Origin of the sequence: Iodobacter fluviatilis, from assembly GCF_004194535.1 — a bacterium.
In the GTDB taxonomy this organism is placed as follows: Bacteria; Pseudomonadota; Gammaproteobacteria; order Burkholderiales; family Chitinibacteraceae; genus Iodobacter; species Iodobacter fluviatilis_A.
Window position 1 is genome coordinate 1,416,264 of sequence record NZ_CP025781.1, and the last position, 25,885, is coordinate 1,442,148.

Genomic DNA, 25,885 nt, shown 5'->3' on the forward strand with positions numbered 1-25,885 from the left:
CATGAAAGCAGCACGTTATTCTGACAGCCAGATTATGGCGATTTTAAAGCAAGCGGAAGCCGGTTCAACCGTCCCCGATCTGTGCCGCGAGCACGGCATGAGTTCTGCCTCTTTCTACAAATGGCGCGCTAAGTTTGGCGGCATGGACGTCTCGATGATGACGCGGATGAAAGAGCTGGAGGACGAAAATAAGCGCCTTAAAAAGATGTATATCGAAGCCCAGATGCAAGCGGATATCATCAAGGAGGCCATGTCAAAAAAGTAGTGAAGCCATCTCAGCGTCGTGAGATGGCTCAATGGGCCGTTGAAACCAAGGCCGTTTCTATTCGTGCAGCTTGCGCCAGCTTTGCGATTAGCACGACTTGCTATCGCTATGTTCGTAAGCTGGATGCAGAAAATGCCCAAATCGCTGACTCATTGGTTCAACTCACGGAAACGCATCGCAACTGGGGCTTTGGCCTTTGTTTTTTGCATCTGCGAAACGTAAAGAAAAAGCACTGGAATCATAAACGGGTCTACAGGATTTACTGCGATTTAGAATTAAATCTGCGGATTAAGCCTAAAAAACGCTTAGATCGTGAAACCCCAGCGCCATTAGCTGTGCCAGAGGCAAAAAATGAAACGTGGTCGATGGATTTTATGCACGATCAATTGGCCGATGGCCGCAGTATTCGCTTATTTAATGTGATTGATGATTTTAATCGGGAAGGATTGGGCATTGAAGTCGATTTCTCTTTGCCAGCAGAGCGCGTCATACGCAGCCTGAATCAAATTATTGAATGGCGCGGCAAGCCAAAACGAATCAGGTCCGATAATGGCCCAGAATATATCAGCCATCTGCTGAAAAATTGGGCAGAGCAACAATCGATTGAATTGGCTTATATTCAGCCTGGCAATCCACAGCAAAACGCATATATTGAGCGTTATAATCGGACTGTGCGTTATGAATGGCTGGCCTGCGATGACTTTGAAAGTCTTGCTGAAGTACAAGAAACCGCAACGCAATGGCTTTGGACTTACAATAACGAGCGTCCGCACATGGGATTGGGCGGCATCACCCCGAAACAAAAACTGGCATTACATGCCTAGCCTCTACTTTTAAGTGAGCTTAAAAATGGGGGATTACCGTGTTACGCGCCAGCCCTGTGCGCGTGGTGATTTCCATCATTTCCATGGTGATCACCTTTTATCCTCTGCTCAAGAGTTAAGCAGAATAAGTAAAGCACCTGGGTCAGTTTTCGGTCGGCGTCAACATGCGTACACCTGCCAGCCGACCATTTTTCGGCTGAAGATATCGAGAAACACATACAGATAAAAATTAGTGCATTCTTACCACTGCCGCCATTTTTTCCGCCCAAAGCAAAACCCCCGCCTCTTTCGAGTACGGGGGTTTTGTTTACGGCTTAGGGTGTCTGGCAATGACCTACTTTCACACAGGTAATCTGCACTATCATCGGCGCTAAGGTGTTTCACTGTCCTGTTCGGGATGGGAAGGAGTGGGGCCACCTCGCTATGGTCGCCAGACTTTAACGGGTTAACTCGTTGTGTGTATTGCTCCACAACGCGTTCAGTTCAATAGAAGAAGTAATTCAATACTCAAATTTAACTCTAATCTGGGTAGATTATACCGTCGCACACACGCGTCTCAGGTTATAGGATCAAGCCTTACGGGCAATTAGTATCGGTTAGCTTAATGCATTACTGCACTTCCACACCCGACCTATCAACGTCCTGGTCTCGAACGACCCTTTAAAAGGCTTAAAGCCTTGGGGAAATCTCATCTTGAGGCGAGTTTCGCGCTTAGATGCTTTCAGCGCTTATCTCTTCCAGATTTAGCTACCCGGCGATGCCACTGGCGTGACAACCGGTACACCAGAGATCTGTCCACTCCGGTCCTCTCGTACTAGGAGCAGCCCCCCTCAAATTTCCAACGCCCACTGCAGATAGGGACCAAACTGTCTCACGACGTTTTGAACCCAGCTCACGTACCACTTTAAATGGCGAACAGCCATACCCTTGGGACCGGCTACAGCCCCAGGATGTGATGAGCCGACATCGAGGTGCCAAACTCCGCCGTCGATGTGAACTCTTGGGCGGAATCAGCCTGTTATCCCCGGAGTACCTTTTATCCGTTGAGCGATGGCCCTTCCATTCAGAACCACCGGATCACTATGTCCTGCTTTCGCACCTGCTCGACTTGTCTGTCTCGCAGTTAAGCCGCCTTATGCCATTACACTATCAGTACGATGTCCGACCGTACCTAGGCGACCTTCGAGCTCCTCCGTTACAATTTGGGAGGAGACCGCCCCAGTCAAACTGCCTACCATGCACGGTCCCCGATCCGGATAACGGACCAAGGTTAGAACCTCAAAGGGGTCAGGGTGGTATTTCAAGGTTGGCTCCACACAGACTAGCGTCCATGCTTCAATGCCTCCCACCTATCCTACACAAACCACTTCAAAGTCCAATGCAAAGCTACAGTAAAGGTTCACGGGGTCTTTCCGTCTAGCAGCGGGGAGATTGCATCTTCACAAACATTTCAACTTCGCTGAGTCTCAGGAGGAGACAGTAGGGCCATCGTTACGCCATTCGTGCGGGTCGGAACTTACCCGACAAGGAATTTCGCTACCTTAGGACCGTTATAGTTACGGCCGCCGTTTACTGGGACTTCAGTCAAGAGCTTGCACCCCATCATTTAATCTTCCAGCACCGGGCAGGCGTCACACCCTATACGTCGTCTTTCGACTTTGCAGAGTGCTGTGTTTTTGATAAACAGTCGCAGCCCCCATTTCTCTGCGACCCATTTCAGCTCCAGCCGCGAGGGCCTTCACTTAATATGGGCTCACCTTCTCCCGAAGTTACGGTGATAATTTGCCGAGTTCCTTCTCCTGAGTTCTCTCAAGCACCTTAGAATTCTCTTCCTACCCACCTGTGTCGGTTTGCGGTACGGTCAATATAAAGCTGAAGCTTAGAGGCTTTTCTTGGAAGCATAGGATCAATCACTTCAGTCCGAGGACTTCGTCGTCACGTCTCAGCGTTATAGCAGCCCGGATTTGCCTAAGCCACACGCCTACTCGCTTAAACCCACTATTCCAACAGTGGGCTGACCTACCTTTCTCCGTCCCCCATCGCACTTTATATCGGTACGGGAATATTAACCCGTTGTCCATCGACTACGCATTTCTGCCTCGCCTTAGGGGCCGACTCACCCTGCGCCGATGAACGTTGCGCAGGAAACCTTGGGTTTTCGGTGTGCGGGCTTTTCACCCGCATTATCGCTACTCATGTCAGCATTCGCACTTCCGATACCTCCAGCATCCTTCTCAAGACACCTTCGCAGGCCTACGGAACGCTCCTCTACCATATGCACATCGTGCATATTCGCGTCTTCGGTTATCAGTTTGAGCCCCGTTACATCTTCCGCGCAGGACGACTCGACCAGTGAGCTATTACGCTTTCTTTAAATGATGGCTGCTTCTAAGCCAACATCCTGGCTGTCTATGCCTTCCCACCTCGTTTTCCACTTAACTGATTATTTGGGACCTTAGACGGCGATCTGGGTTGTTTCCCTCTTGACCATGGACGTTAGCACCCACAGTCTGTCTCCCATGCTCGCACTTGACGGTATTCAGAGTTTGCCATGGTTTGGTAAGTCGCGATGACCCCCTAGCCATAACAGTGCTTTACCCCCGTCAGTGATACATGAGGCACTACCTAAATAGTTTTCGAGGAGAACCAGCTATTTCCAAGTTTGTTTAGCCTTTCACCCCTATCCACAGCTCATCCCCTAATTTTGCAACATTAGTGGGTTCGGACCTCCACTGCGTTTTACCGCAGCTTCATCCTGGCCATGGATAGATCACTTGGTTTCGGGTCTACGCCCAGCAACTATGCGCCCTATTCGGACTCGGTTTCCCTACGCCTCCCCTACTCGGTTAAGCTTGCTACTGAACGTAAGTCGCTGACCCATTATACAAAAGGTACGCAGTCACCCCATTTTGCAAGGGCTCCCACTGTTTGTATGCATCCGGTTTCAGGTTCTATTTCACTCCCCTCCCGGGGTTCTTTTCGCCTTTCCCTCACGGTACTGGTTCACTATCGGTCGATGATGAGTATTTAGCCTTGGAGGATGGTCCCCCCATCTTCAAACAGGATTTCTCGTGTCCCGCCCTACTTGTCGCATGCTTAGTACCAACCAATCTCTTTCGTGTACGGGGCTATCACCCACTGTCGCCAGACTTTCCAGACTGTTCCACTAAAGTTTGATTTATCACATGCAGGCTCTTCCCATTTCGCTCGCCACTACTTTGGGAATCTCGGTTGATTTCTTTTCCTTCGGCTACTTAGATGTTTCAGTTCGCCGAGTTCGCTCTACATCACCTATGTATTCAGTGATGAGTGACCCAAAAGGGCCGGGTTTCCCCATTCGGATATCACGGGATCAATGCTTATTTGCCAGCTCCCCCGTGCTTTTCGCAGGCTAACGCGTCCTTCTTCGCCTATCATCGCCAAGGCATCCACCAGATGCACTTAGTCGCTTGATCCTATAACCTCAAACACGTATTAACAAAGTTAATACAATTCAAAGTATCTGATTTCGCTTTGTTTGCGACACTTAAACCTCAGTTCTGACTTCGAGATTTAAGGTTTCATACAATCTACCCTTATTTATTTCTAAATTTGAGTATTACTTCTTCTATTTTTTTAAAGATCAAAGATACGTCTTGCTGATTTTAGAAACCAGAAATAAATGATCGTCTCAAGCGATGAATCTCTCTTGAGACAGTGATTTATTTCTATTTTCTGAACTTCATTTTTCCACCACTCTAAAAGAATGGTGGAGGCTAACGGACTCGAACCGTTCACCCCCTGCTTGCAAAGCAGGTGCTCTACCAGATGAGCTAAGCCCCCAATAATTCCGCACATACTCAAATCAAATTGGCTGCTCAATAAATTCATTAAGCAATCACCTTTCTGGCCGCAATAGTCAAGTGAGGCTAGAAATAAAATAACGCCGTGTACGTTTCAGTACACAAGTTATTTTATGACGACGCATCACGCAGGCTAGTGCGGATTAGAATGGTGGGTCAGACAGGAATCGAACCTGTGACCCCCGCCTTATCAAGACGATGCTCTAACCGACTGAGCTACTGACCCAATGTGATTTCGTATCTTCTTTTCTACAGCCGATGAGTGTGAGTACTCAATCCAAAAGACTTCTCTTGAAAGGAGGTGATCCAGCCGCAGGTTCCCCTACGGCTACCTTGTTACGACTTCACCCCAGTCATGAATCCCACCGTGGTAAGCGGCCTCCTTACGGTTAGCCTACCTACTTCTGGTGAAACCCATTCCCATGGTGTGACGGGCGGTGTGTACAAGGCCCGGGAACGTATTCACCGCGACATGCTGATCCGCGATTACTAGCGATTCCGACTTCATGGAGTCGAGTTGCAGACTCCAATCCGGACTACGATCGGTTTTATGAGATTAGCTCCACCTCGCGGCTTGGCAACCCTCTGTACCGACCATTGTATGACGTGTGAAGCCCTAGCCATAAGGGCCATGAGGACTTGACGTCATCCCCACCTTCCTCCGGTTTGTCACCGGCAGTCTCCTTAAAGTGCCCAACTAAATGGTAGCAACTAAGGACAAGGGTTGCGCTCGTTGCGGGACTTAACCCAACATCTCACGACACGAGCTGACGACAGCCATGCAGCACCTGTGTTCAAGTTCCTTGCGGCACTCCCCGATCTCTCAGGGATTCTTGACATGTCAAGGCTAGGTAAGGTTTTTCGCGTTGCATCGAATTAATCCACATCATCCACCGCTTGTGCGGGCCCCCGTCAATTCCTTTGAGTTTTAGCCTTGCGGCCGTACTCCCCAGGCGGTCTACTTCACGCGTTAGCTGCGTTACTAAGGAACGAATTCCCCAACAACTAGTAGACATCGTTTAGGGCGTGGACTACCAGGGTATCTAATCCTGTTTGCTCCCCACGCTTTCGTGCATGAGTGTCAGTATTAGCCCAGGGGGTTGCCTTCGCCATCGGTGTTCCTCCGCATCTCTACGCATTTCACTGCTACACGCGGAATTCCACCCCCCTCTGCCATACTCTAGTTGACCAGTTTGCAATGCAATTCCCAGGTTGAGCCCGGGGCTTTCACATCACACTTAATCAACCACCTGCGCACCCTTTACGCCCAGTAATTCCGATTAACGCTTGGACCCTACGTATTACCGCGGCTGCTGGCACGTAGTTAGCCGGTCCTTATTCTTCCGGTACTGTCATCCCCAATGGATATTAGCCACTAGGATTTCCTCCCGAACAAAAGCGCTTTACAACCCGAAGGCCTTCTTCACGCACGCGGCATTGCTGGATCAGGCTTGCGCCCATTGTCCAAGATTCCCCACTGCTGCCTCCCGTAGGAGTCTGGACCGTGTCTCAGTTCCAGTGTGGCGGATCGTCCTCTAAGACCCGCTACAGATCGTCGCCTTGGTGAGCCTTTACCTCACCAACTAGCTAATCTGATATCGGCCGCTCTAATAACGAGAGGTCTTGCGATCCCCCTCTTTCCCCCTCAGGGCGTATGCGGTATTAGCTATCCTTTCGGATAGTTATCCCCCATTACTAGGTACGTTCCGATATATTACTCACCCGTTCGCCACTCGTCAGCGGTGCAAGCACCCTGTTACCGTTCGACTTGCATGTGTAAAGCATGCCGCCAGCGTTCAATCTGAGCCAGGATCAAACTCTTTAGTTTAATCGCTAAGCTAGTACTTACTGGCTTACTTTATTCAGAGTAACCATCGCTGGCCCCTCTTTACTAATGCAAGCACTTGTTTCGCTTCCGAATCAAGCACTCACACTCATCGACTGTATTTTTTTAAAGATCATTCGCTACTGCTAGAACACCGTGTTGCTGTGTGCGCTGCAGCGAGAGGCCGAAATATACCCCCATCCCCCAGCCCCGTCAACCCGTGAAACGAGATAAAACGCAACAAGTGACTAAGTCTTTGATTTTATGAGGGGCTATTTTGTATTTTTAAGCCACAGAGATCTGATCTCTTTTTTAGCAAGGAGTCATGCCACAGTTACGCTCAGAAAAAAGCTCAAAAATAAGACCGTCACCTGGACGGCCTTCTATAACCAAGCATGTATGAGCATTGCTGACGACTGTTTCTACAAGCACCCCAAAAGTAATAGAACGACAACAACAATGACAATAAGGCCTAAACCGCCACTTGGGCCATAACCCCAACTTCTGCTGTGTGGCCAGCTTGGGATGGCCCCGATTAGCATTAGGATCAGCACGATCAATAATATGGTTCCTACACTCATGATATTCCCCTAAAAAAAGTTAATTTAATCCGGTACTAGGCCGCGAACACGACTCTCCCAGAGGCTCCAATGGCAACTCTGCGGGGGATAAAACTGCGAGTGCTATTGTTGAAGAAAACTAATTAAATCCCGGCTCAGCATGTCTTTATCTGTAGCAAACAATCCATGTGGCGCCCCCTCATACTCAATCAACGTGGCCTGTGGAATACCTTGAGCGGCCTCTCGGCTAGATATTTCGATGGGTACAGTTTTATCATCGGTGCCATGAATAATAAGAGTGGGCACATTAAACGCGCTAAGGTCATCACGAAAATCGGTGATTGAGAATAACTTCACACATTCAATGTGTGACTCTCAAGCTGGCTTGCATCGCAATACTCAGCATCCAATGCATAAGCTCATCGCTCACTGGCTGGGCGCAATGATGCCAATACCGAAGAACTTCTTAAAAAACCCAGCAAAGAACTTTGCCCGATCTGCTTTTATGATCTTCAATCATATTGTTAAATACTTCTTGTTCTTCACCATCGGGGTTATTGTTCTTTTTCAGCATAAAGGGCAGTACCGAAGAGATCAGTGCCGTTTTCACTTCAGACTTGCCTTGATGGCGAGACATATAGCGGGCAACTCCCCCCCCCTCCCATTGAAAAGCCCACTAGCGTTGCATCAACGGCTCCCGTTTGCTGAATCACCGTGGCCAGATCATCCGATAAAGTATCGTAATCGTAGCCATTCCAAGGCTAGGATGAGCGACCAAAACCGCGGCGGTCATAACTAATCACGCGATAGCCTTCTTCTACAAGCACCATCGCCTGATCTTCCCAGCTGGCGGATGATAATGGCCAGCCACTCAATAAAATAACAGGCTGACCTGAGCCCCTGTCTTTAACAAAAAGCTCAGTATGATCAGATGTTGTAATGATATTCATGACGAATAATCCTTTATTGAGTTGAATAAACGGCACTCACTAAACACAGGAAACAATCACGCTTTTCATCTACAAGCAGCCTGGCAACTTCCCTCACAGGCTGCTTGTATGAAAATCTAAAAAAGACGACTCAATATGCGATCATTTAACTCGCATATCATTTTTAACTGACTTCACACCTTTCACTGTTTTAACCAGCTGCTCAGCATGATCTGAAGCGGCCTGTGAGCTAACAAAACCGCTCAATTGCACTACGCCTTTAAATGTTTCTACATTGATTTCCATAGATTTCAGCTTAGGGTCACCAAAAATGGTCGACTTCACTTTACCAGTGACAACGCTATCATCTAGATACTCGCCCGTACCTTCTTGCGTTGGCGCAGATGAACAAGCGGCCACAGACAATAAGGCGGTCACCACAAAAAATGCTGCACAATACTTGCCGAGGTGTTTCATGGCTAATTCTCCAAAAGGGATAAGAAAACGAAAATGTTCAAGATCAGAGCAAACGAGTTATTTTTTGCTTGCCATCACGCAAGCAGTCTTGCTTATAAAGCTGCGCAACTCACCCATAGCCTCAGAACCTGTGACGAGCCAGCTCTCGGGAGATTCGCAGCAATAAGAGCGCCCCCAAAATGGCACGAACACCAACGATTAAAGCAACCGTAGCCGCTACAGTAATAAACAAGCTGTAAAGGCTAAGCTCGCTCATACCCTCATAGCCTAAGGAAATGACGGCCCAGCAGCCCCAAAAAGCCCCAGCACGCCAAAGATCATATCCAGCACCACCCCTTGGCTTATCGTGGTCAGTATCTTATTAATGATAAAACCTGCAATTAGACCAAGCATCATCAAGGGAAAGAGCAACATCTTGTTCTCCGGCACTGGCTAGGTGCTTGCTGACGACTCATCCGCCAAGCAAACCTGAGGGCTAAGCAAAACTATGGAAGATGCTTAGGTGGGGCATCTTTATTGAGCTTTTCAAACTTGGTAATTTGCAACTCGGCTTCATCTTTTGTAATGCCATAGGCTTTCTGGATTTGGCCTGCCAGCCTGTCGCGCTTACCCGCAATCACATCCAGATGATCATCCGTTAAGTTGCCCCATTGCTCTTTCACTTTGCCCTTAAATTCTTTCCAGTTGCCTTCGGCGATATCCCAATTCATATCAAGCTCCTTTGTGTTTAGGAGGCAAATGGCATGATGCCATTTCAGCCCCTTTTTACATCGAACACTTCATCAACTACATGCCGCCTGATGATGCTAAACATGAGCTTCTAGAGATGCAGCCAAGCCATGCTTGGTGCGAAAACTATCGATGACAGAACCAGATTAAAGCAGATGTCTAAACTTGGTCGGTGCGCTGGCGAACATAAGCGTATTTAATCTTTTAGCCTCTCTCCCTAGCCCACTTCCTCTCCGCCATCGCAGCAAGCCCGCAGCTCAAATCCACCGAGCCCAATGCAATGATCTTGGAATAAAAAAGCCACTTAAGTGCGCTAGCGTACAGACAGTTTTTTTCTTCCCACGCATTGTTTATGCCTAAGCACTTACCCCCTTCTTAAGCAAGCTACTTGGCATGCTTGCTAGTATCGGGTGCACTGAGAAAAGCCTATTTAAAGCGCATCAACAGCTCAATACCACGGTTGATCGCCATTTTTATAACCCACTTTTTTCTGATGGAGAAATAAGATGCATTTAAACGCCCACAAACTACTGATTGCCTCAAGCCTTGCCGCTGCCCTCACTGTCTTTAGCGGTCCGCTTGCTGCGGCAAGCATTCCCCAGGAAATCAGCGATGCCAAACAGGAAACCCAGATCTGGACCACCTATGCCTTAAGCCCTTATCTGCGAGCCAGTGATCTCAAAGTATCTGTGCAAAACGGTAAAGCAGTGCTGAGCGGAAAAGTAGATGAAGAGGTCAATAAAGACTTAGCCAAACAAATCGCCCTAGGCGTTGGCGGAATTAAAGAAGTCGATAATCAGATTGTGGTTCAGGCGGATTACGCACCAGTCAAAGAAGGCGCAAGCCGTAGTTATGGCGAAGCAATAGACGATGTGAACATCAGCGCGGCGATTAAATCGAAGTTGCTTTGGAGTAAAAATACCGATGGGCTAAGCACAACGGTAGAGAGCCATGCAGGTAAGGTGCGGCTAGCGGGTACAGCCAACACTGTGAAATCCAAAATACTGGCCAGCAACTTGGCCATGAACACCCGTGGCGTGGTTTCGGTAGATAACCAAATTGTGGTGGATGGGGCTAAAACCCAGGTTATTAATAGCGTCAAAAGCACTGCATCCGATGCAGATCAAAGCATTAGTGATAGCTGGGTCACCACCAAAGTCATCTCCACCTTTCTATATTCCCGAAACGTGCCAAGCACAGATATCTCAGTGAGTACACAACACGGCGTGGTGACACTCAGTGGTAAAGTAGCCAGCGGTGCAGAGCGCTCTTTAGCCATCGAGCTGGCAAAAAATGTACGTGGCGTGAAGCGTGTAGAAGCCAAGGGGCTCATCGGCCTTTAATTACATTTATTCCCAATTAATGGATCACCGGCCTCAATGGGCTGGTGGTCCTTTTTTACATTATTGGATCCGCTATCCAAATAAGCCTTTTTCTCTACAGCCCCCCCCCAACAAGGACACTCCGCATCATGAACAACTCAAACGAGCAGCTCGCCAGCCAGTTTTTAAAAACCTGCAAAGATGCAGGGGAAAGCGAGCAAAAAGTCATGGAGCGTTTAACAAAACGCCTACATATAAGCCATAACACCAATAAGAACTTTGATGACTCTTTAACTTTGGGCCAGCGACTGGCCGATAAAATCGCTATTTTTGGCGGCTCTTGGACATTTATTCTTATTTTTATAGGCATACTTTTTGCGTGGATCGTCCTCAACACGCTGATCTTGGCTAATAAATCCTTTGATCCTTACCCTTATGTTTTCCTTAATCTGATTTTATCCATGCTGGCAGCATTACAAGCCCCTGTGATTATGATGTCGCAAAACCGGCATGCCGCCAAAGATCGTGCCGCGGCCGAGCATGATTACGAAGTGAATTTAAAATCAGAACTAGAAGTGCTGGCTTTGCACCAAAAAATTGACGTCTTGCGCGATCAACAATGGTCCGAGCTGGTTTCAATGCAGCAAGAGCAAATTAAGCTCCTCACTCAAGTGCTTGAAAAAAACAAAACCTCATAAACCAAAACACCGAGCTTTTGATCTGGCTAATGCAGCTCGTCATTTAAACGCTTCAACACATAGAACTGACACTTAAACAACAAATTACTTACAAAAAAAACTATAAAAACTTTACTTTTACCACTTTTTTATTGACGATATATGTTCGGTAAAGAACATAGTATTAGCAAGTAATTCGGTATAACTAAGGGTAAGTACTTCATTCACTTTGCAGCACCTAGCTCTTTATTGAATAAATACCAAGCTGGAGACTCAAATGACAGAACTTCATTTCCCTTGCCAAAACCTTATTCTTACCACTTTACCGGCAACTCACTATGCCTCTTTAGCACCGCTATTAGAGCTTATTCACCTGCCGCTGGGCCATGTGCTTTATGAATCTGGAGCACAAATGCAGCATGTTTATTTTCCAACCAACAGCATCGTTTCTTTACTTTATGTTTTAGAAAGTGGTGCATCCGCCGAAATAGCCATCGTCGGCAACGAAGGCCTTGTGGGAATATCACTCTTTATGGGCGGTAATAGCACACCGAGTCGGGCTGTTGTACAAAGTGCAGGTTTTGCCTATCGGCTAGGCAAAAAACAAATTAACGCCGCCTTTGATAAAGCCGGCCCCTTGCAACATTTACTGCTGCGTTACACCCAAGCACTGCTCACTCAAATGGCACAAACCGCGGTCTGCAACCGCCATCACTCATTAGATCAACAACTCTGCCGCTGGCTATTATTAAGCTTGGATCGTCTGCCCTCTTAATAAGCTAATCATGACCCAAGAGCTAATTGCCAATATGCTGGGCGTGCGTAGAGAAGGCGTTACAGAAGCGGCAGGTAATTTACAAAAAGCCAAACTCATTGAATACAGCCGTGGCCGTATTGCGGTACTAGATCGTCCAGGCTTAGAAAAAAGGGCCTGCGAATGCTATGCCGTCGTTAAAACAGAATTTGATCGCCTACTACCCTGCAAAAACTTGCGTAATCCCAGCACCACAACAAAAGCCATGGCCTTTTAACTCGCCCCCCGTCCTTCAATAAACACACAAAAGGGGCTTAGCATATATGCCAAGCCCCTTCTTTAATGCTCTTGCTGCTACCGAACTTTCTCAAGGTAAGGGGCGTCATTTGCCAGCGGTTTACCCTTATTACTTCCAATTGCTGATCTTATGAGGCGATCCTGTTTCACCTCTAATGTATCCCGCACTAGAGGTAAGTACGCAAAGGCAAAGCATAGAGCGCAGCCAATAAACCGAACTCAATGCTTAGGTTGTAAAAAATCAAGCACAAAATGCACCAGATCCAACACCCCAGGCTCTCCCAAGTCAGGTAGACGATCAAAATAGTGCCATACGCAATCGCGAACCATGCCAATAAAACGGCAAAACTTAAAACCAAAAACAATTTTAATTAACGCGTGCGCAATTTTGCCCAAGCTAGAACAACTCGCTCCAGTTTAGATAAAAGCCCAGCAAAACTATTGCTACTAATAAATAAGCGCTGAGTACCCGTCTGGAAATATTACTTACTACTACGGCCCAAGATAGCGCCTAGCAATAGCCCTGTGCCAGCAGCAACTGCCACCGAGCGCCATGGGTTAGCTTTTACACACTCCCCAGTTGAACACACGATGGATTTACTCGCTTCCACAGCACTTCCCTGCACATCCCGTGCCATGAGTAGAACGCGATCTAGCCGCAGCATGCCCTGATTAACCGCCTCATCCGCCTTTTCACCAGTCAATGATCTTGCTGATTGCAACAGTGCTTGCGCATCTTTAACGAGGCTCGCTACATCGGTATTAAGCGGCTTTGTATGGTTTCCAAACATAATTAATTCCTTCATATAGGTAAAAAATCGGCCCCGAAAATATAACTAGGCTTAAGCAGGGGCAAGCCCAATCAGGTTACGAGTAGATCCCGCATATCATCGGCGTGCTCTTCCTCTTTCGCCATAATTCCGGCAAGCAAGAGACGAGTTGTTGGATCGGTATCGCCGAGGTCTTTGATCATCTGGCGATAAGATTCAATCGCTACCCGCTCAGAAATCAAATTGGCCTTAATCATGGCCAAAATATTGTCTGAGTCGTCATACTCAGCGTGGCTACGGGCCGTAAGGGTATTGGGGTTAAAATCCGGCTTACCATTCAATTGCACAATCCGTGCGGCTAGCAAATCCGCATGGGCTTGCTCCTCTTGTGCATGCAGCAAAAACTCCGCCCGAATGGGCCCATTTAGCAAGCCGCTGGCAGTGTAGTAATGCCGCTTGTAGCGCAAAACACAGACTAATTCTGTGGCTAAAGCGTCATTCAGCATCGCCACCACTTGCTGGCGGTTGCCCTGATACCCCGCAGTGACCGCGCCATTGCTAATATCTTTAGCTGCCGCTCTTATTTCCTCAATATCAATACCTGGATAGATATTTGTAATATCACTCATGATTTTTCTCGATTTAAAAAAGAACAGAAAAATAGGATGTGACGCTGCTTAACGTGGTGTTACTCGGCCAGTATCGTCAGAAAGAATAATCTCAACGCGTCGGTTGAGTTGACGGCTATCGGCTGTTTTATTTGAGGCCACAGGATGAGCCTCGCCATAGCCATGAATGGCAATACGGCTATCTGCAACACCCAATTCTTGCAAAGCATTGCGCACGGCTGTAGCGCGGCGTTCAGACAAACCTTGGTTGTGCTTAGCGGCCCCAGTGCTATCGGTAAAGCCTTCAACGAGGACAGTGCGATTTGGGTTTTGCTGTAAAACATCGGCTAATTTTTTAGCCGTTTGCATCCCCACGTCATTCAAGCGCGATAGATCTGTACCAAAAAGCACGTCACTTAGAGTGACCACCATGCCACGTTCGGTTTTTTTTGCTTTTAAGTCTGCCAATTGTTGATCAAGCTGGCTGACATGGGCTTTAGCATTCTGCACTTCCACTTTAGCCTGATCGGCCTCCTTGGTACGCTGCTCTAGCCGCGCTTGATCTCTTATTTTTGCGCTATTCACAACTCCAGCCTCGCTGGCTTTTTGCTTGGCTACTTCCTGTGTTAGCGCAATTTTCTGTTTTGCCAAATAGGCCAGATTATCAATTTCTTTCTCACTATCTTTATTGATCGCCGCTGCATTCGCTTTATTTAAAGCATCCCCCGCCTGCTTCATTTCTACAGCGGCATAAGTTAATACCGCCGGATCATTTTGTATGGCCACATAATCTATCCGTGTTTGATCCAATAAACCTGTGCTTGTAGGTGCTGTTCCACAAGCAGCAATCAACACGGCGATTGCCAATAATATAGGCGTAACAATTTTCTTATTCATGATGAAATCCTTGAAGCCACACAGTACATCTGCGTAGCAAAATACAATCAACAGAGTAGGGCCTGATTACGAAAGTGCTTAAGCGTGAAGATGAAGCATTTTCATAATCAAGAAACGGGGCGAGCTGATTATTTATTTGCGCGGTTTAGCTCTTCGCGCATCACTCTAATATCGTCCTGTAGTGCTTGCTCTGCGACTTCTGCCTTGCCCGAATTCGCTTTACTTTGTGCTAGTTTGGCATCCGATTCAGCCTGATTAGCTAGCTCTGCAGCGAGCTTGAAATCCTTAGCCGCCATTGCCTTATGCGCGCGCTGCATTTTTTCTCGCGCCATATTCATTTCTACGGGCGCATATTTAGCCCCGCCCGCTCCTGCTGCATTTTCAACGGCAGCATCAGATACGGCGACATCGGCAGTAGCAGGTGTTTTCATACTGCTACAACCGGCCATGAGTAAAACGGCGCTAATGCCCAAGAGCTTGAGCCATTGTTTTGATTTTGTTGGCATGATGTTCCTCTTTAAACTGTGAATGGGTTTTTCCCCACATGCCCCTGTTATAAGCTGATTTTTGTACTCGATCGGTACGCTGACGCACATAGCGCTATTTTTTGTCATGCTTAGAAAGCTATTAAAACGCCCCGATTGCCATCTAACTCATTGCTTAATTTGTTAAAAAAAACACCACCCTCTGTACGTTAACGCTCAGACAATCCTGCTATTTCAAAGCACTATATTAATTCAATGCATTTTTATCTCTGCCCTACTCGCAAAGCGCCCCAAATAGCAGCTCTCAAAGCAATACCTCTCAATAAAACAATGGGGATAAAGAAAAGGGCGAGGCAGCAGAGAAACTCAGGTTTTTCTCTATTTAAAAATAACCATGCAAGAGCCCTTGCTCGGTGTTGACGCCGACCGAAAACTGACCCACCACAGCTAGTTCTGCCGATCCAAAATTGACCCAGGTGCTTTACTTATTCTGCTTAACTCTTGAGCAGAGGATAAAAGGTGATCACCATGGAAATGATGGGCAAAATCCGCAGGATGTATTTTCGCGATAATCTGTCGCTGCACGAAATCACCAAGCGCACGGGGCTGGCGCGTAACACTATTCGCGCTTGGGTTCGCAAACCCGCTGCCAAGGCTGAGCCGCAATACGTACGGCAGCGTAAGCCTGGCAAACTGACGCCCTATCATGCCACTCTAGAACAAGCCCTGACTGCCGACTCCTTCCGATCCAAGCAGAATCGTCGCACCGCCAAAGCCTTGTTTGAGCAGATTCAAGCTGAGGGTTATACAGGGGCTTACAGTGGCGTCACTGATTTCGTTCGTGCTTGGCGGGGCAAAGCCGGTAAGACCCCACAGGGTTTTGTGCCCTTGCAATTTGCTTTGGGCGAAGCCTTTCAATTTGATTGGAGTGAGGAGCATCTACTTATTGGTGGTATTTATCGGCGCATTCAAGTTTCCCATCTGAAATTGTGTGCCAGTCGCGCCTTCTGGTTAGTGGCCTATCCCAGTCAAGGGCATGAAATGTTGTTCGATGCGCATACTCGATCCTTTGCGGCTTTAGGGGGTGTGCCGCGCCGAGGCATTTACGACAATATGAAGACCGCTGTTGATAAGGTATTGAAAGGCAAAGGCCGGATCGTGAATGCCCGATTCTCGGTGATGTGCGCCCATTATTTGTTTGATCCCGACTTTTGCAATGTCGCCTCTGGCTGGGAAAAAGGCGTGGTTGAAAAGAATGTCCAAGATAGTCGGCGGCGAATCTGGCTGGAGGCGCAAAGCATCAAGTTCAGTACCTTTGACGCATTGAATGCGTGGCTGGCCGAGCGTTGTCGCGTCTTATGGGGCGTGCTCAGGCATCCCGAATTCAAAGGTCTGAGCATTGCCGAGATGTTGGAGCAAGAGCGTTTAGAAATGATGCCGATGCCGACCCCGTTTGATGGTTACGTTGAGCATCTGGCTCGGGTTTCCAGCACCTGTTTAATCACCGTCGCGCGCAATCGTTACTCGGTGCCTTGTGAATGGTCGCGGCAGCGTGTGAGTGTGCGCTTGTATCCCACGCAAGTTGTGGTGGTGGCGAATAATGAAATCATGGCCCGACATCAGCGGCTGACGGGGCAACAGCAGGTGAGCTTTGATTGGCTGCACTATATTCCGCTGATTGCCCGTAAGCCGGGGGCCTTACGCAATGGTGCGCCCTTTACGTCGATGCCTGCGCCCTTATTGCAGCTCAAGGAAAGGTTGTTACGGCGTAACGGGGGAGACAAGGTGATGGCGCAAGTGCTGGCCACGGTTCCGGTGGCGGGTTTGGATGCAGTACTGGTTGCGGTTGAGTTGGTACTGGAGTCAGGCGTCATCAGCATTGAACACATTTTAAATGTAGTGGCGCGATTGAATGACCCACCGTCCGCTATTAGCGCTGAAACGCAGCTGCAATTAGTAGAAGAACCGCAGGCGAACACCCAGCGTTACGACGGCTTGCGTGCAGCGAGCGAGTTCGACAGCGACCACGAGGAGTCGAGCCATGCATGAGATGAGTGTTGAACTCAAAGCCTTGCGCTTGCATGGGATGGCGGCCGCTTGGCTGGATCTGAAGAGCCAGGGCGGCCAGAGTATGGAAACGTGTGGCTGGCTGATTGAGCATTTATTGCAAGCAGAACACAGCGATCGTAAGGTGCGCTCGATTCAGCATCAAATGAGCGCAGCGAAGTTTCCCGTGCATCGTGATTTAGCGGGATTTGACTTTAGCGCGAGCAAGGCAGATCAAGCACTGGTCAATCAACTGGCGACATTGGCCTTTACCGACACGGCACAAAATACCGTACTGATTGGCGGCCCAGGCACGGGTAAAACACATTTGGCCACGGCGTTAGCGATCGGCGGGATCACGCATCACGGCAAGCGCGGCCGTTTTTATTCGACCGTGGATTTGGTCAATTTACTGGAAAAAGAAAAACGTGAAGGCAAAGCAGGTCGTATTGCACTCGCGCTGATGCGAGTGGATGTGGTGATTTTGGATGAACTGGGCTACTTACCCTTTAGTCAGGCCGGAGGCGCATTGCTGTTTCATTTGTTGTCGAAGCTCTATGAGCACACCAGCGTCATCATCACCACGAATCTGAACTTCTCGGAATGGTCGAGTGTATTTGGCGATGCCAAGATGACGACGGCGTTGTTGGATCGGCTGACGCACCATTGCCACATTGTAGAAACGGGGAATGACTCCTACCGTTTCCAGCACAGCAGCTTAGCAGCAAAAACGAAGATAAAACAAAGGGAGCAAAGCAGAAAGGAGGAAGCGCGTACCGAGGCTGAGCGGTTTTAAGCCGAACCTGAAGGCGTAAAAATAGCGGGTGAGTGGCCCGCTATTTGCTAGACTTATGCACAGTTGCTCCGATAAAAAGCAACGCTCGGCCCTGGGTCAAAATTCGATCGGCAGGGTGGGTCAAATTTCAATCGGCGTGAACATTGCTCGGCCTTCTGAGTATTTTCCTTGCCATTCTAGGGAGAGATTAATTCATGCCAATTCCACTGCATGCGCTCAGCGACAATCGTTTGCTAGCCGCTTTACCAAGCCAAGATCAGCAACGATTTTTAGCACGCTGCGAAGTGCTCGAACTGAAATTTTCCGACGTGCTCTCTGAGCCTGGCGCGTGCGTCCAGTACGTTTATTTTCCGCTAGAAAGTTTTATTTCTTTATTGGCGTCGATGGATGGGCATCCCACGCTGGAAGTGGGATTAATCGGCAATGAAGGCATGCTAGGCGCCTCGCTTGCTTTGGGAGTGGAGATTTCACCGCTGCATGCTTTGGTGCAGGGGCAAGGAACAGTACTACGCATGACGGCCAAGAGGTTTTGCGAAGAGTTGCAACACAGCAAGGCGCTGCAATATATCCTACCGCGCTACCTCTATGTGATCATCAAGCAGCTAGCACAAACCGCAGCTTGCGCTCGCTTTCATGTGATTGAAGCACGATTGGCGCGCTGGCTTTTAATGACACACAGATAGGGCGCATTCAGATACCTTTCACATTACGCAAAAATTTCTAGCCTATATGCTGGGCGTGCGCCGCGTAGGGGTCACCACGGCCGCCACCACTTTGCAAAATCACAAACTGATTCGCTATAGCCGTGGCGAGATCACGATACTCGACCGAAAGGGCTTAAAAATGGCCGCTTGCCAATGCTATGAAGCCGACAAAACCAGCTACTCAAGCATTATGAAAAATATTTAATCGCTGCTTAGTGGCTGGATGCGTCGGACACATCAGACAAAAGCCGACTTAATTCTTTTTTGACCACGGCGTAACACTCACAAGTGTGTTGCTCTAGCCCCAAGCGATCTAACACCGCAATATGGCCACGGCGATAGCTGATATAACCTGCACGTTGCAAGTTTCCAGCCGCTTCCGTCACCCCTACCCGCCGTACACCCAGCATATTGGCCACCAATTCCTGCGTCATAATCAGTTCATTGCCACTGAGGCGATCCAACGTGAGTAATAGCCAGCGGCAAAGCTGCTGCTCGACGGAATGATGCCGATTGCACACCGCGGTTTGGGCCATTTGGGTAATCAGCGCTTGGGTATAGCGCAGTAATAAACCCTGTAAAGCCGCCCCACGGTTGAATTCATCTTTTAAAACCTGACGAGGTAGTCGATATGCATAACCCGCCGTTTGCACCACCGCTGAGCTGGGCGTGGTGTCCCCTCCCATAAATAAAGAGACGCCCACGACACCTTCATTGCCAACTCCGGCCGTTTCTGCTGAAGCGCCCGATTCCATTACATAATGCAGTGAGACTATCGAGGAGGTTGGAAAATAAGCATGACGCAATTGCTCACCCGGCCCGTAAAGCATATCGCCGAGCCGCATCGGCACTAATTCCAAATGTATGGCTAATAATTCAAGCTCGGCCGCTGATAAGGCAGCAAGCAGATGATTTTGTTGAGGACTATGTATTGCTGGCATAGGGAACCATCGAAAGAAATTTTTTCACTTAGAAGTCAGCTCTACACCAATGCCCCGATAGCCAATAAAGCGGCAGGATCGATCAAACATGGGCTCGCCACTGACTTGAAACTTTTGCGCTGATCCATCGGGATGAACACGGCTAAACACAAAGTCTAGAAAAGGCTGTCGCGCATTGATGGTGGCCTGTAATTTTTGGCGCTCATCTTCATTCCAGCCCTCTTCGATCGCTTCTTCTACATCGCCAGCTAAAGCATCCACTCGAATGCCCAGCATTTCTAAAACAGGGCCAGATACTTTGGTAAAGTTCATCTGCTCGTCCTGCTCCCAATACCAGTCAGAGGCCAGCTCGGTCAGGCTGCGATAGCGCGCCTCACTTTCGCGTAATTCGGCAGTTCGCTCTGCTACTGTGCTTTCCAGCTCCTTGCTATAGCTTTCCAGCTTTTTATATAAGAGGCGTACTTCCAGCAGGTTATGAATACGGGTTTTAACTTCCACTAAATCAAAAGGCTTGCTAATAAAATCTTTAGCCCCTGCCTGCAAAGCACGCAGCTTATGCCCCGGTTGCGCAGTAATCACCAACACCGGTAAATAAGCGTCTTCCTCATTGGTTTTAAGGCATTCCATCACTTGAAAGCCATCCATTACGGGCATCTGCAAATCAAGCAAAATCAAGTCATAACGGTTTTTTCTATGCAGCTCACAGACCATAGTTGGGTCCATGGTTGAGGCAACTTGCGTATAGCCAGCATCGCTCAATAATTGCTCAAACAAGCTGACATTACTCTCTTGATCATCAACAATCAGAATGCTGGCATTCAGGATTTCAGAATGATGAATCATGATGATTTTTCCTTTTTATTCACCCGAATAGCTTCTGTTTTTACAAAATTCAGTGCGAGATCTAAAGTTTCCATAAATTCATGCAGCTTGATGGGCTTAGTCAGATAGTGGAAAAACCCCGCAGCTAAGCCTTTATCAATATCACGAACCATCGCATTGGCGCTGATCGCCACCACTGGAATAGGTGCGGTATTTGGATCTTGGGCCAAAATTTGTAATGCCTCGATACCGCTGATTCCTGGCAAATTAATATCCATAAGGATAATGTCGGGCAGCGATGCGCGGGCAATCTCAATGCCCCGCTTGCCATCCCTCGCACTCAGTAAGCGAATATCTGGCCTACGCATCATCAAGCTTTCCACCAACATCAGGTTGGCCGGATTGTCCTCAACATAGAGCATGGTGTACGACGCGCCTTGTAAGGGTGGCGTTGCAACGATCATGGGTTCTTCCAAATGATCGAGCAGTAGCGGCTCATTAACCAAGCTCAATTCAAGCCAAAAAGTGCTTCCCTCACCAAAGTGGCTTTCCACTCCAATCACGCCGCCCATTAATTCAACCAAGCGCTTACACACAATCAAACCAATGCCGGTTCCTTCTACATGCGCCTCTTGCCCCAAACGATTAAACGGTTGAAACAGCTGTGATAGCTGCTCTGGCGCCAGCCCCGCGCCGGTATCCCGCAAGCTAATACGAATAGAATCAGGCTGGCTTAAGGTGCATTCAACCACCACCGAGCCGCCTTCTTTATTGTATTTAATTGCGTTAGAAAGCAGATTAATCAGCACCTGCTTCAGCCTAGTCTGATCGGCATATACAAAGTAGGGCAAGTTGGCAGGTGGAAACACCACGCTAATGCCACGACCTTGCGCTTGCGGCTCTATCATCGTCTCGCATTCACGCATCACGTCGGTCAACAAAATAGGCTCCATCGAGAGAGACAATTTGCCAGACTCGATCAAGGCCAGATCAAGAATTTCATTGATCAGCTCCAGCAGATACCAACCCGCTTTCAAAATTTGATCAATACTGCGCGTTTGAGAATCGGTGGGCTCGGGTGAACCCGATTCCAAAATTTGGGCAAAGCCAAGAATGGCATTGAGCGGCGTGCGTAACTCGTGGCTCATGCTGGAAAGAAAATCCGATTTGGCTAAATTGGCTTTTTCGGCCACGGCGGTAGCGCGCTCTAATTCGGTATTTTTAAGTTGCAAGGCCTGATCAAGCAGCGTTCGTTCAGCCTCTACCAATTTACGCGCAGTGTTATCCGTGCCGATCAAGAGATAGCCAATAATCGTTTCTCTTGCGTCCCGCAAAGCCGTCACCGATACCGCTGCGGGGAAACGGCTGCCATCTTTGCGGATATAAGTCAGCTCGTAGATGTCTTCTATCCCACGGGAAGCCTTAAATACCAGCGCTTCAAAGCCGGGGGAAATAGGCGTAGCCAGCTCAACACTCAGCGCATTGGCCCGCTCAATGATTTCTTGTGGATCAGAAATATCAGCAGGGGTAATTTTGTTCACCACCTCTTCGGCCGTATAGCCCAGCATGCATTCTGCGCCCACATTAAAAATCTGAATCACGCCTTGCGCATCGGTCGCAATACTCGAAAAATTAGCGCTATTGAAAATCGCCTTTTGCAAACTGCCTTCTTTCAGCTGCACTTCTTCTGCCAGCTTACGCTCGCTAATATCACTCAGCACGATGCGTAGATCAGGGCTGCCCTCTTGATCGGCAGGAGCAGAGGCGACCAAATGCGCCCAAAATTGCAGGCCATCGTTTTTTAGCATACGCAGCTCGCCAATCTGCGGCTCACGCGTTTCCAGCAGCTGTTTGCCTAATAGGTAAAAAATATCCTGATCTGCTTTTGCAATAAATTGGCTAAATGGCTGATTCACTAAGGCTCTGTGATTGGTCCCCAAAAGCGTGGCCGCCGTGAGGTTGGCTTGCAGAATACGCCCCTCTTTACTGATGGTGCAGTAGCCCACAGGTGCCAAATCATAAAGATCGAAATATCGTGTGCGCACCGCATCTAAATCAATCTGCGTTCGACGCAACTCTTCATTTTGCATTTCTAATTCAATTTGATGCACGCGTAATTCATGCAGCAGCCGCTGTGTTTCTTGTAGCGACATGGTATCGACGTCTTCTAATAATTCTGCCTCGCTCTCACGAACCTGCTCTTCGGCTTGCCCGCGTAAAGCGAGTTCTGCCGCCAAAGCTACCTCCTTTTTATTTGCCATGTTTTTGCCCTCCATCCTGCGTATCTGTTGCCCGCTCGGTAGTAGCAATGGCATACATTGCGCCTGCCGCATTCACCAAGGCCGTAGAGGTCATGGACACTTTTAAAATATCACCGCTCTTGCTCAAACGTTGGGTGTGGTAGGGTTCCAGAACTTTTGACTGGCTAAGCTGATGAACTTGCAGCAAGGCTTCTTTTCGCAAGGGCTCGGGGATCCGATCCGCCACATTCATCAACAGCGCCTCGGCCTCGCTCCAGCCATACATCCGCGAGGCGCCTGGGTTCCAGGCCAGCATACGGCCATTTAAATCTTGCACCGTAATGGCATCATGCGCGTCTCGTACCACCACGGCTAAACGCAGCAGCTCATTGGCTTTGCGAAGCGCATCTCTGGTTTGCACCATTTCAGTAATATCTACAAAGGTGATCACCGCACCTTCAATCATATTATCCAGCGTGCGATAGGGCTGAATACGCATCGTGTACCACTTACCCGCTTCGGTTTGTACATCAATTTCTTTTGGAATCAGGGTATTGAGCACGGCTTGCACATCGCTGACCAGCTGCCCATAGCCCCGTAAATTAGTCACTGTATGCCCAACTGGCCGGCCTACATCGCTTAAAATCAAATTAATGATCTTGGTCGCGGCAGGGGTAAAACGCAGAATATGCAGCGCATGGTCAACAAAAATAGTGCCTATGCCGGTGCTAGCCAGCAGGTTATTTAAATCATTACTGGCGCGGGATAAATCAGCCACCTTGGTCTGTAATTCCATGTTTACCGTGGTCAATTCCTCGTTAATCGATTGCATTTCCTCCTTAGAGGTTTCCAGCTCTTCATTGGTCGATTGCAACTCTTCGTTCACTGACTGCATTTCTTCATTAGAAGATTTGAGCTCTTCATTAATGGTTTCTAATTTCTCATTGCTCACCTGAAGATATTCATCTTTTGCGCAAAGCTCTTCATTTAAAGCGGCAATCCGTGCATCGATCTTGCTGTGTTCCCCTCCTTCAAGCAGTGCTACGCTAATCGGCAAAGCGGGGCTAAGAAGCAGCGTTGCGTCTTCCAAAACAATCAAATACAACATCCCTTCCGTAGGCTTCCCCATCGCGACTGGGCGAATCGTCAGATTAACCGGCGTGAAATGCCCGTTGGTTTTAACGCTCAAATTAAGCCGCTGGATCGTTTCATTTTTGCTTACTGATTTATGCAAGGTGGCAATTAGCTCTCGGCGTAATCCTTCACGCGCCATCTTCAAAATATTATTAATCCCCGCCTCGCCTTCGGGCAGCTCCAAATACATGCCCGTGCGCCCATGCAAATACAGAATATCGCCATGCTCATTCACCAAGGCAGCAGCCGGTGCCAGCTGCTGCAAGAGCGCTTGCTCGGTGACTTCACGTAAAGAGCGCTTTGCCGGGCTTAATTTGCTTGCTGCCGGAGGAAGGGCTACTTCGCTCATCGCTATTGGAGGCTGAAATGCCTTTTGCCTGCCATAAGCGTCTTGTTTTCGCTGATAAAGCTTAGATTTAGCATCCACGACAGCAAATAAATCAGAGAATTCACCCACTGTTTCTGAAGTTCCCAAAAATAGAAACCGGCTTGGGTTCAGTGCATAGTGGAACATGGGAATCAGCTTTTTCTGTAACTCTGCCCCCATGTAAATCATCAGATTGCGGCAGCTGATTAAGTCTAATTTAGAAAAAGGCGGATCTTTAATCACATCCTGCTCAGAAAAAACCAACATATCGCGGATGCCTTTATGAATGCGATAGGCACTACCATCAGCTTCAGCGGTAAAAAAACGCGCTAGCCTTTGTGGGGAAATATCAGCAGCAATCGTTGCTGGATACAGTCCTGCACGGGCTGTGGCAATCGCCCGGCGATCCATATCGGTAGAAAAAACTTGTAGCGTGTAATTCTGCTTTAATGCCTCTTGTTGCTCTTGCAACAAAATAGCGATGGAATACGCTTCTTCGCCAGTAGAGCAGCCCGTCGACCAAACACGAATCGTCGCCCCAGCAGGCTTCCCTTTAAAGAGTAGGGGAATCACCTGCTCTTCAAGCGCCAGAAAAGCTTCTGAATCTCTAAAAAAATGCGTGACGCCAATTAAAATATCGCAAAACAAAGCTTCTATTTCATCAGGCATCTTTTGCAAATATTTAACATACTGCTCAGTTGTATCAAGCTGATGCACCGCCATACGCCGCTCTATCCGCCTTAGGATCGTGCTCGGCTTGTACTGAGAAAAATCGTGGCCTGTTTGTGTGCGCAATAAAATAAAAATTTTCTTGAGCGAGTTTTCATCCTTGGCAATAGGCTTCACGATTGTGCTGCTTGACTTGCCAAATTCATGAGCCACATAGGCAATCAACTTAGCAGGCATGTCCGCAGGCTTGAGCGTGCAATCAACCAAACCGGTGGCAATCGCACTGCTTGGCATACCATCAAACTCGGTAGAGGCCGGCGTCTGCGCCATGACCATCCCACCTTCACCCTTAATCTGCCGAATACCTACAGTACCGTCGCTGCCTGATCCAGATAGCACAATGCCAATGGCCAGCTCATGCTGATCTTGCGCCAATGAGCTGAAGAAAAAATCAATGGGTAAGCGGTGCCCACGTGGCTCAGCAGGCGCAAGCAAATGCAGCGCACCATTCAAAAAGGCCATATCGTGGTTTGGGGGATAATGTAAGCACAATTGGGCTGCACCACCATGCCATCCTCAACTTCAAAGACCTGCATAGGGGTGTAGCGCTGAACTAAATCGCTGAGAATGCTTTTATGATCCGGAGCAAGATGCTGCACCAATACAAAAGCCATTCCCATATCAACATCTACGGGTATTCCCGAAAAAAACGCTTCAAACGCCGCCAAACCACCCGCAGAAGCGCCAATACCAACAATGGGGAAAGAAACAGCGGAGGGAGTGTCTAGCGGAACAACAAGGCTGGGCAGATGCTCCAAAACTTGAGTTTTGGCTTTCTTTGTTACTTTTCCAGCGGTCATACATCATCCTAACGCCAAGCTGGCGTATTAAGAAATGAGTGTACG

At 48.4% G+C, this 25,885-nt stretch carries 24 protein-coding genes, 2 tRNA genes, 3 rRNA genes and 1 pseudogene; 9 read left to right on the forward strand and 21 right to left on the reverse strand.

Going from position 1 to position 25,885, the window contains the following annotated elements; genetic code table 11:
* Window position 1: 1 nt before the first annotated feature.
* Window positions 2–1,089, forward strand: a protein-coding gene (locus C1H71_RS06205) for an IS3 family transposase (protein ID WP_130105795.1) whose coding sequence is annotated in 2 segments (ribosomal slippage) — window positions 2–254 and window positions 254–1,089 — 1,089 coding nt in all. Because the reading frame shifts where the segments join, the coding sequence is not laid out codon by codon here.
* 321 nt (window positions 1,090–1,410) lie between these two features.
* Here C1H71_RS06205 and rrf read toward each other — a convergent pair.
* The 12 genes from rrf to C1H71_RS06250 all read right to left on the reverse strand — a co-directional run bounded on the left by rrf (window position 1,411) and on the right by C1H71_RS06250 (window position 9,432).
* A 5S ribosomal RNA gene (gene rrf, locus C1H71_RS06210) occupies window positions 1,411–1,524 on the reverse strand.
* A 130-nt stretch (window positions 1,525–1,654) separates the two neighbouring features.
* A 23S ribosomal RNA gene (locus tag C1H71_RS06215) occupies window positions 1,655–4,544 on the reverse strand.
* 291 nt (window positions 4,545–4,835) lie between these two features.
* Window positions 4,836–4,911, reverse strand: a tRNA-Ala gene (locus C1H71_RS06220).
* A 169-nt stretch (window positions 4,912–5,080) separates the two neighbouring features.
* Window positions 5,081–5,157, reverse strand: a tRNA-Ile gene (locus C1H71_RS06225).
* A gap of 68 nt (window positions 5,158–5,225) precedes the next feature.
* Window positions 5,226–6,759, reverse strand: a 16S ribosomal RNA gene (locus C1H71_RS06230).
* The 16S, 23S and 5S rRNA genes sit together here with 2 tRNA genes alongside, the layout of an rRNA operon.
* Window positions 6,760–7,178: 419 nt before the next feature.
* Complete coding sequence (locus tag C1H71_RS06235; RefSeq protein ID WP_130105796.1) at window positions 7,179–7,337, reverse strand: DUF3309 family protein; 159 nt, start codon at window positions 7,335–7,337, stop codon at window positions 7,179–7,181.
* Window positions 7,338–7,439: 102 nt separating this feature from the next.
* The gene (locus C1H71_RS20970) at window positions 7,440–7,673 is read right to left on the reverse strand and encodes an alpha/beta fold hydrolase (protein ID WP_223145998.1); all 234 of its coding nucleotides are present in this window, start codon (window positions 7,671–7,673) and stop codon (window positions 7,440–7,442) included.
* Between the two features lie 109 nt (window positions 7,674–7,782).
* Window positions 7,783–7,953, reverse strand: coding sequence for a hypothetical protein (locus C1H71_RS20975; protein WP_223145999.1), 171 nt, complete (start codon window positions 7,951–7,953; stop codon window positions 7,783–7,785).
* 124 nt (window positions 7,954–8,077) lie between these two features.
* Entirely contained in the window at window positions 8,078–8,266 is a 189-nt protein-coding gene (locus C1H71_RS20980; protein WP_223146000.1) for an alpha/beta fold hydrolase, read from the reverse strand.
* Window positions 8,267–8,407: 141 nt separating this feature from the next.
* Complete coding sequence (locus tag C1H71_RS06245; RefSeq protein ID WP_130105797.1) at window positions 8,408–8,722, reverse strand: BON domain-containing protein; 315 nt, start codon at window positions 8,720–8,722, stop codon at window positions 8,408–8,410.
* Window positions 8,723–8,989: 267 nt separating this feature from the next.
* Complete coding sequence (locus C1H71_RS20615) at window positions 8,990–9,136, reverse strand: hypothetical protein (protein ID WP_188053623.1); 147 nt, start codon at window positions 9,134–9,136, stop codon at window positions 8,990–8,992.
* Between the two features lie 71 nt (window positions 9,137–9,207).
* Window positions 9,208–9,432, reverse strand: a complete 225-nt coding sequence (locus C1H71_RS06250; RefSeq protein ID WP_130105798.1) for a CsbD family protein — start codon at window positions 9,430–9,432, stop codon at window positions 9,208–9,210.
* A gap of 525 nt (window positions 9,433–9,957) precedes the next feature.
* On the opposite strand from C1H71_RS06250, the gene C1H71_RS06255 reads away from it, so the two are divergent.
* The 4 genes from C1H71_RS06255 to C1H71_RS21340 all read left to right on the forward strand — a co-directional run bounded on the left by C1H71_RS06255 (window position 9,958) and on the right by C1H71_RS21340 (window position 12,481).
* Complete coding sequence (locus C1H71_RS06255; RefSeq protein WP_130105799.1) at window positions 9,958–10,794, forward strand: BON domain-containing protein; 837 nt, start codon at window positions 9,958–9,960, stop codon at window positions 10,792–10,794.
* Between the two features lie 128 nt (window positions 10,795–10,922).
* Window positions 10,923–11,471: a DUF1003 domain-containing protein gene (locus C1H71_RS06260; protein WP_130105800.1), complete on the forward strand. Its 549-nt coding sequence runs from the start codon at window positions 10,923–10,925 to the stop codon at window positions 11,469–11,471.
* A gap of 256 nt (window positions 11,472–11,727) precedes the next feature.
* Window positions 11,728–12,225, forward strand: coding sequence for a Crp/Fnr family transcriptional regulator (locus tag C1H71_RS06265; RefSeq protein WP_262488404.1), 498 nt, complete (start codon window positions 11,728–11,730; stop codon window positions 12,223–12,225).
* 10 nt (window positions 12,226–12,235) lie between these two features.
* A complete protein-coding gene (locus tag C1H71_RS21340) occupies window positions 12,236–12,481 on the forward strand; it encodes a Crp/Fnr family transcriptional regulator (protein ID WP_262488405.1) in 246 nt (81 codons plus the stop codon).
* A gap of 502 nt (window positions 12,482–12,983) precedes the next feature.
* Here the strand turns inward: C1H71_RS21340 and C1H71_RS06270 are convergent.
* From C1H71_RS06270 to C1H71_RS06285, 4 genes are all read right to left on the reverse strand, one after another.
* Window positions 12,984–13,292 carry a DUF883 family protein gene (locus C1H71_RS06270; protein WP_130105801.1) on the reverse strand — a complete coding sequence of 103 codons (309 nt, stop codon included), beginning with the start codon at window positions 13,290–13,292 and terminating at the stop codon, window positions 12,984–12,986.
* A 71-nt stretch (window positions 13,293–13,363) separates the two neighbouring features.
* The gene (locus C1H71_RS06275; protein ID WP_130105802.1) at window positions 13,364–13,900 is read right to left on the reverse strand and encodes a ferritin-like domain-containing protein; all 537 of its coding nucleotides are present in this window, start codon (window positions 13,898–13,900) and stop codon (window positions 13,364–13,366) included.
* A gap of 48 nt (window positions 13,901–13,948) precedes the next feature.
* Window positions 13,949–14,776 (reverse strand): OmpA family protein, encoded by an 828-nt coding sequence (locus C1H71_RS06280; protein ID WP_130105803.1) that lies wholly within the window; start codon window positions 14,774–14,776, stop codon window positions 13,949–13,951.
* A 128-nt stretch (window positions 14,777–14,904) separates the two neighbouring features.
* The gene (locus C1H71_RS06285; protein WP_130105804.1) at window positions 14,905–15,282 is read right to left on the reverse strand and encodes a DUF4398 domain-containing protein; all 378 of its coding nucleotides are present in this window, start codon (window positions 15,280–15,282) and stop codon (window positions 14,905–14,907) included.
* Between the two features lie 507 nt (window positions 15,283–15,789).
* Between C1H71_RS06285 and istA the strand changes: the two genes are divergently transcribed.
* The 4 genes from istA (at window position 15,790) to C1H71_RS20985 (ending at window position 19,012) form a co-directional block, all read left to right on the forward strand.
* Window positions 15,790–17,310, forward strand: coding sequence for an IS21 family transposase (istA, locus tag C1H71_RS06290; protein WP_130104993.1), 1,521 nt, complete (start codon window positions 15,790–15,792; stop codon window positions 17,308–17,310).
* Window positions 17,303–18,103, forward strand: a complete 801-nt coding sequence (gene istB / locus C1H71_RS06295) for an IS21-like element helper ATPase IstB (protein ID WP_130104872.1) — start codon at window positions 17,303–17,305, stop codon at window positions 18,101–18,103. Before istA ends, istB begins: the two co-directional genes overlap by 8 nt.
* Before the next feature lie 194 nt (window positions 18,104–18,297).
* Window positions 18,298–18,786: a Crp/Fnr family transcriptional regulator gene (locus C1H71_RS06300; protein WP_223146001.1), complete on the forward strand. Its 489-nt coding sequence runs from the start codon at window positions 18,298–18,300 to the stop codon at window positions 18,784–18,786.
* 46 nt (window positions 18,787–18,832) lie between these two features.
* Window positions 18,833–19,012, forward strand: a complete 180-nt coding sequence (locus C1H71_RS20985) for a helix-turn-helix domain-containing protein (RefSeq protein ID WP_223146002.1) — start codon at window positions 18,833–18,835, stop codon at window positions 19,010–19,012.
* A 7-nt stretch (window positions 19,013–19,019) separates the two neighbouring features.
* Here the strand turns inward: C1H71_RS20985 and C1H71_RS06305 are convergent, their stop codons facing one another.
* The 5 genes and pseudogenes from C1H71_RS06305 to C1H71_RS21900 all read right to left on the reverse strand — a co-directional run.
* On the reverse strand, window positions 19,020–19,748 hold the full coding sequence (locus C1H71_RS06305) for a Crp/Fnr family transcriptional regulator (protein WP_130105805.1): 729 nt from the start codon (window positions 19,746–19,748) through the stop codon (window positions 19,020–19,022).
* A 24-nt stretch (window positions 19,749–19,772) separates the two neighbouring features.
* On the reverse strand, window positions 19,773–20,591 hold the full coding sequence (locus C1H71_RS06310) for a response regulator (RefSeq protein WP_130105806.1): 819 nt from the start codon (window positions 20,589–20,591) through the stop codon (window positions 19,773–19,775).
* Window positions 20,588–22,831, reverse strand: coding sequence for a PAS domain-containing hybrid sensor histidine kinase/response regulator (locus tag C1H71_RS06315; protein ID WP_223146003.1), 2,244 nt, complete (start codon window positions 22,829–22,831; stop codon window positions 20,588–20,590). The genes C1H71_RS06310 and C1H71_RS06315 overlap by 4 nt, the downstream gene beginning before the upstream one ends.
* Window positions 22,821–25,274 carry a CheR family methyltransferase gene (locus C1H71_RS06320; RefSeq protein ID WP_374704453.1) on the reverse strand — a complete coding sequence of 818 codons (2,454 nt, stop codon included), beginning with the start codon at window positions 25,272–25,274 and terminating at the stop codon, window positions 22,821–22,823. Before C1H71_RS06320 ends, C1H71_RS06315 begins: the two co-directional genes overlap by 11 nt.
* A pseudogene (locus tag C1H71_RS21900) lies at window positions 25,263–25,840 on the reverse strand (chemotaxis protein CheB); the annotation flags it as partial. The pseudogene C1H71_RS21900 and the gene C1H71_RS06320, both read right to left, overlap by 12 nt.
* Between the last annotated feature and the right edge of the window lie 45 nt (window positions 25,841–25,885).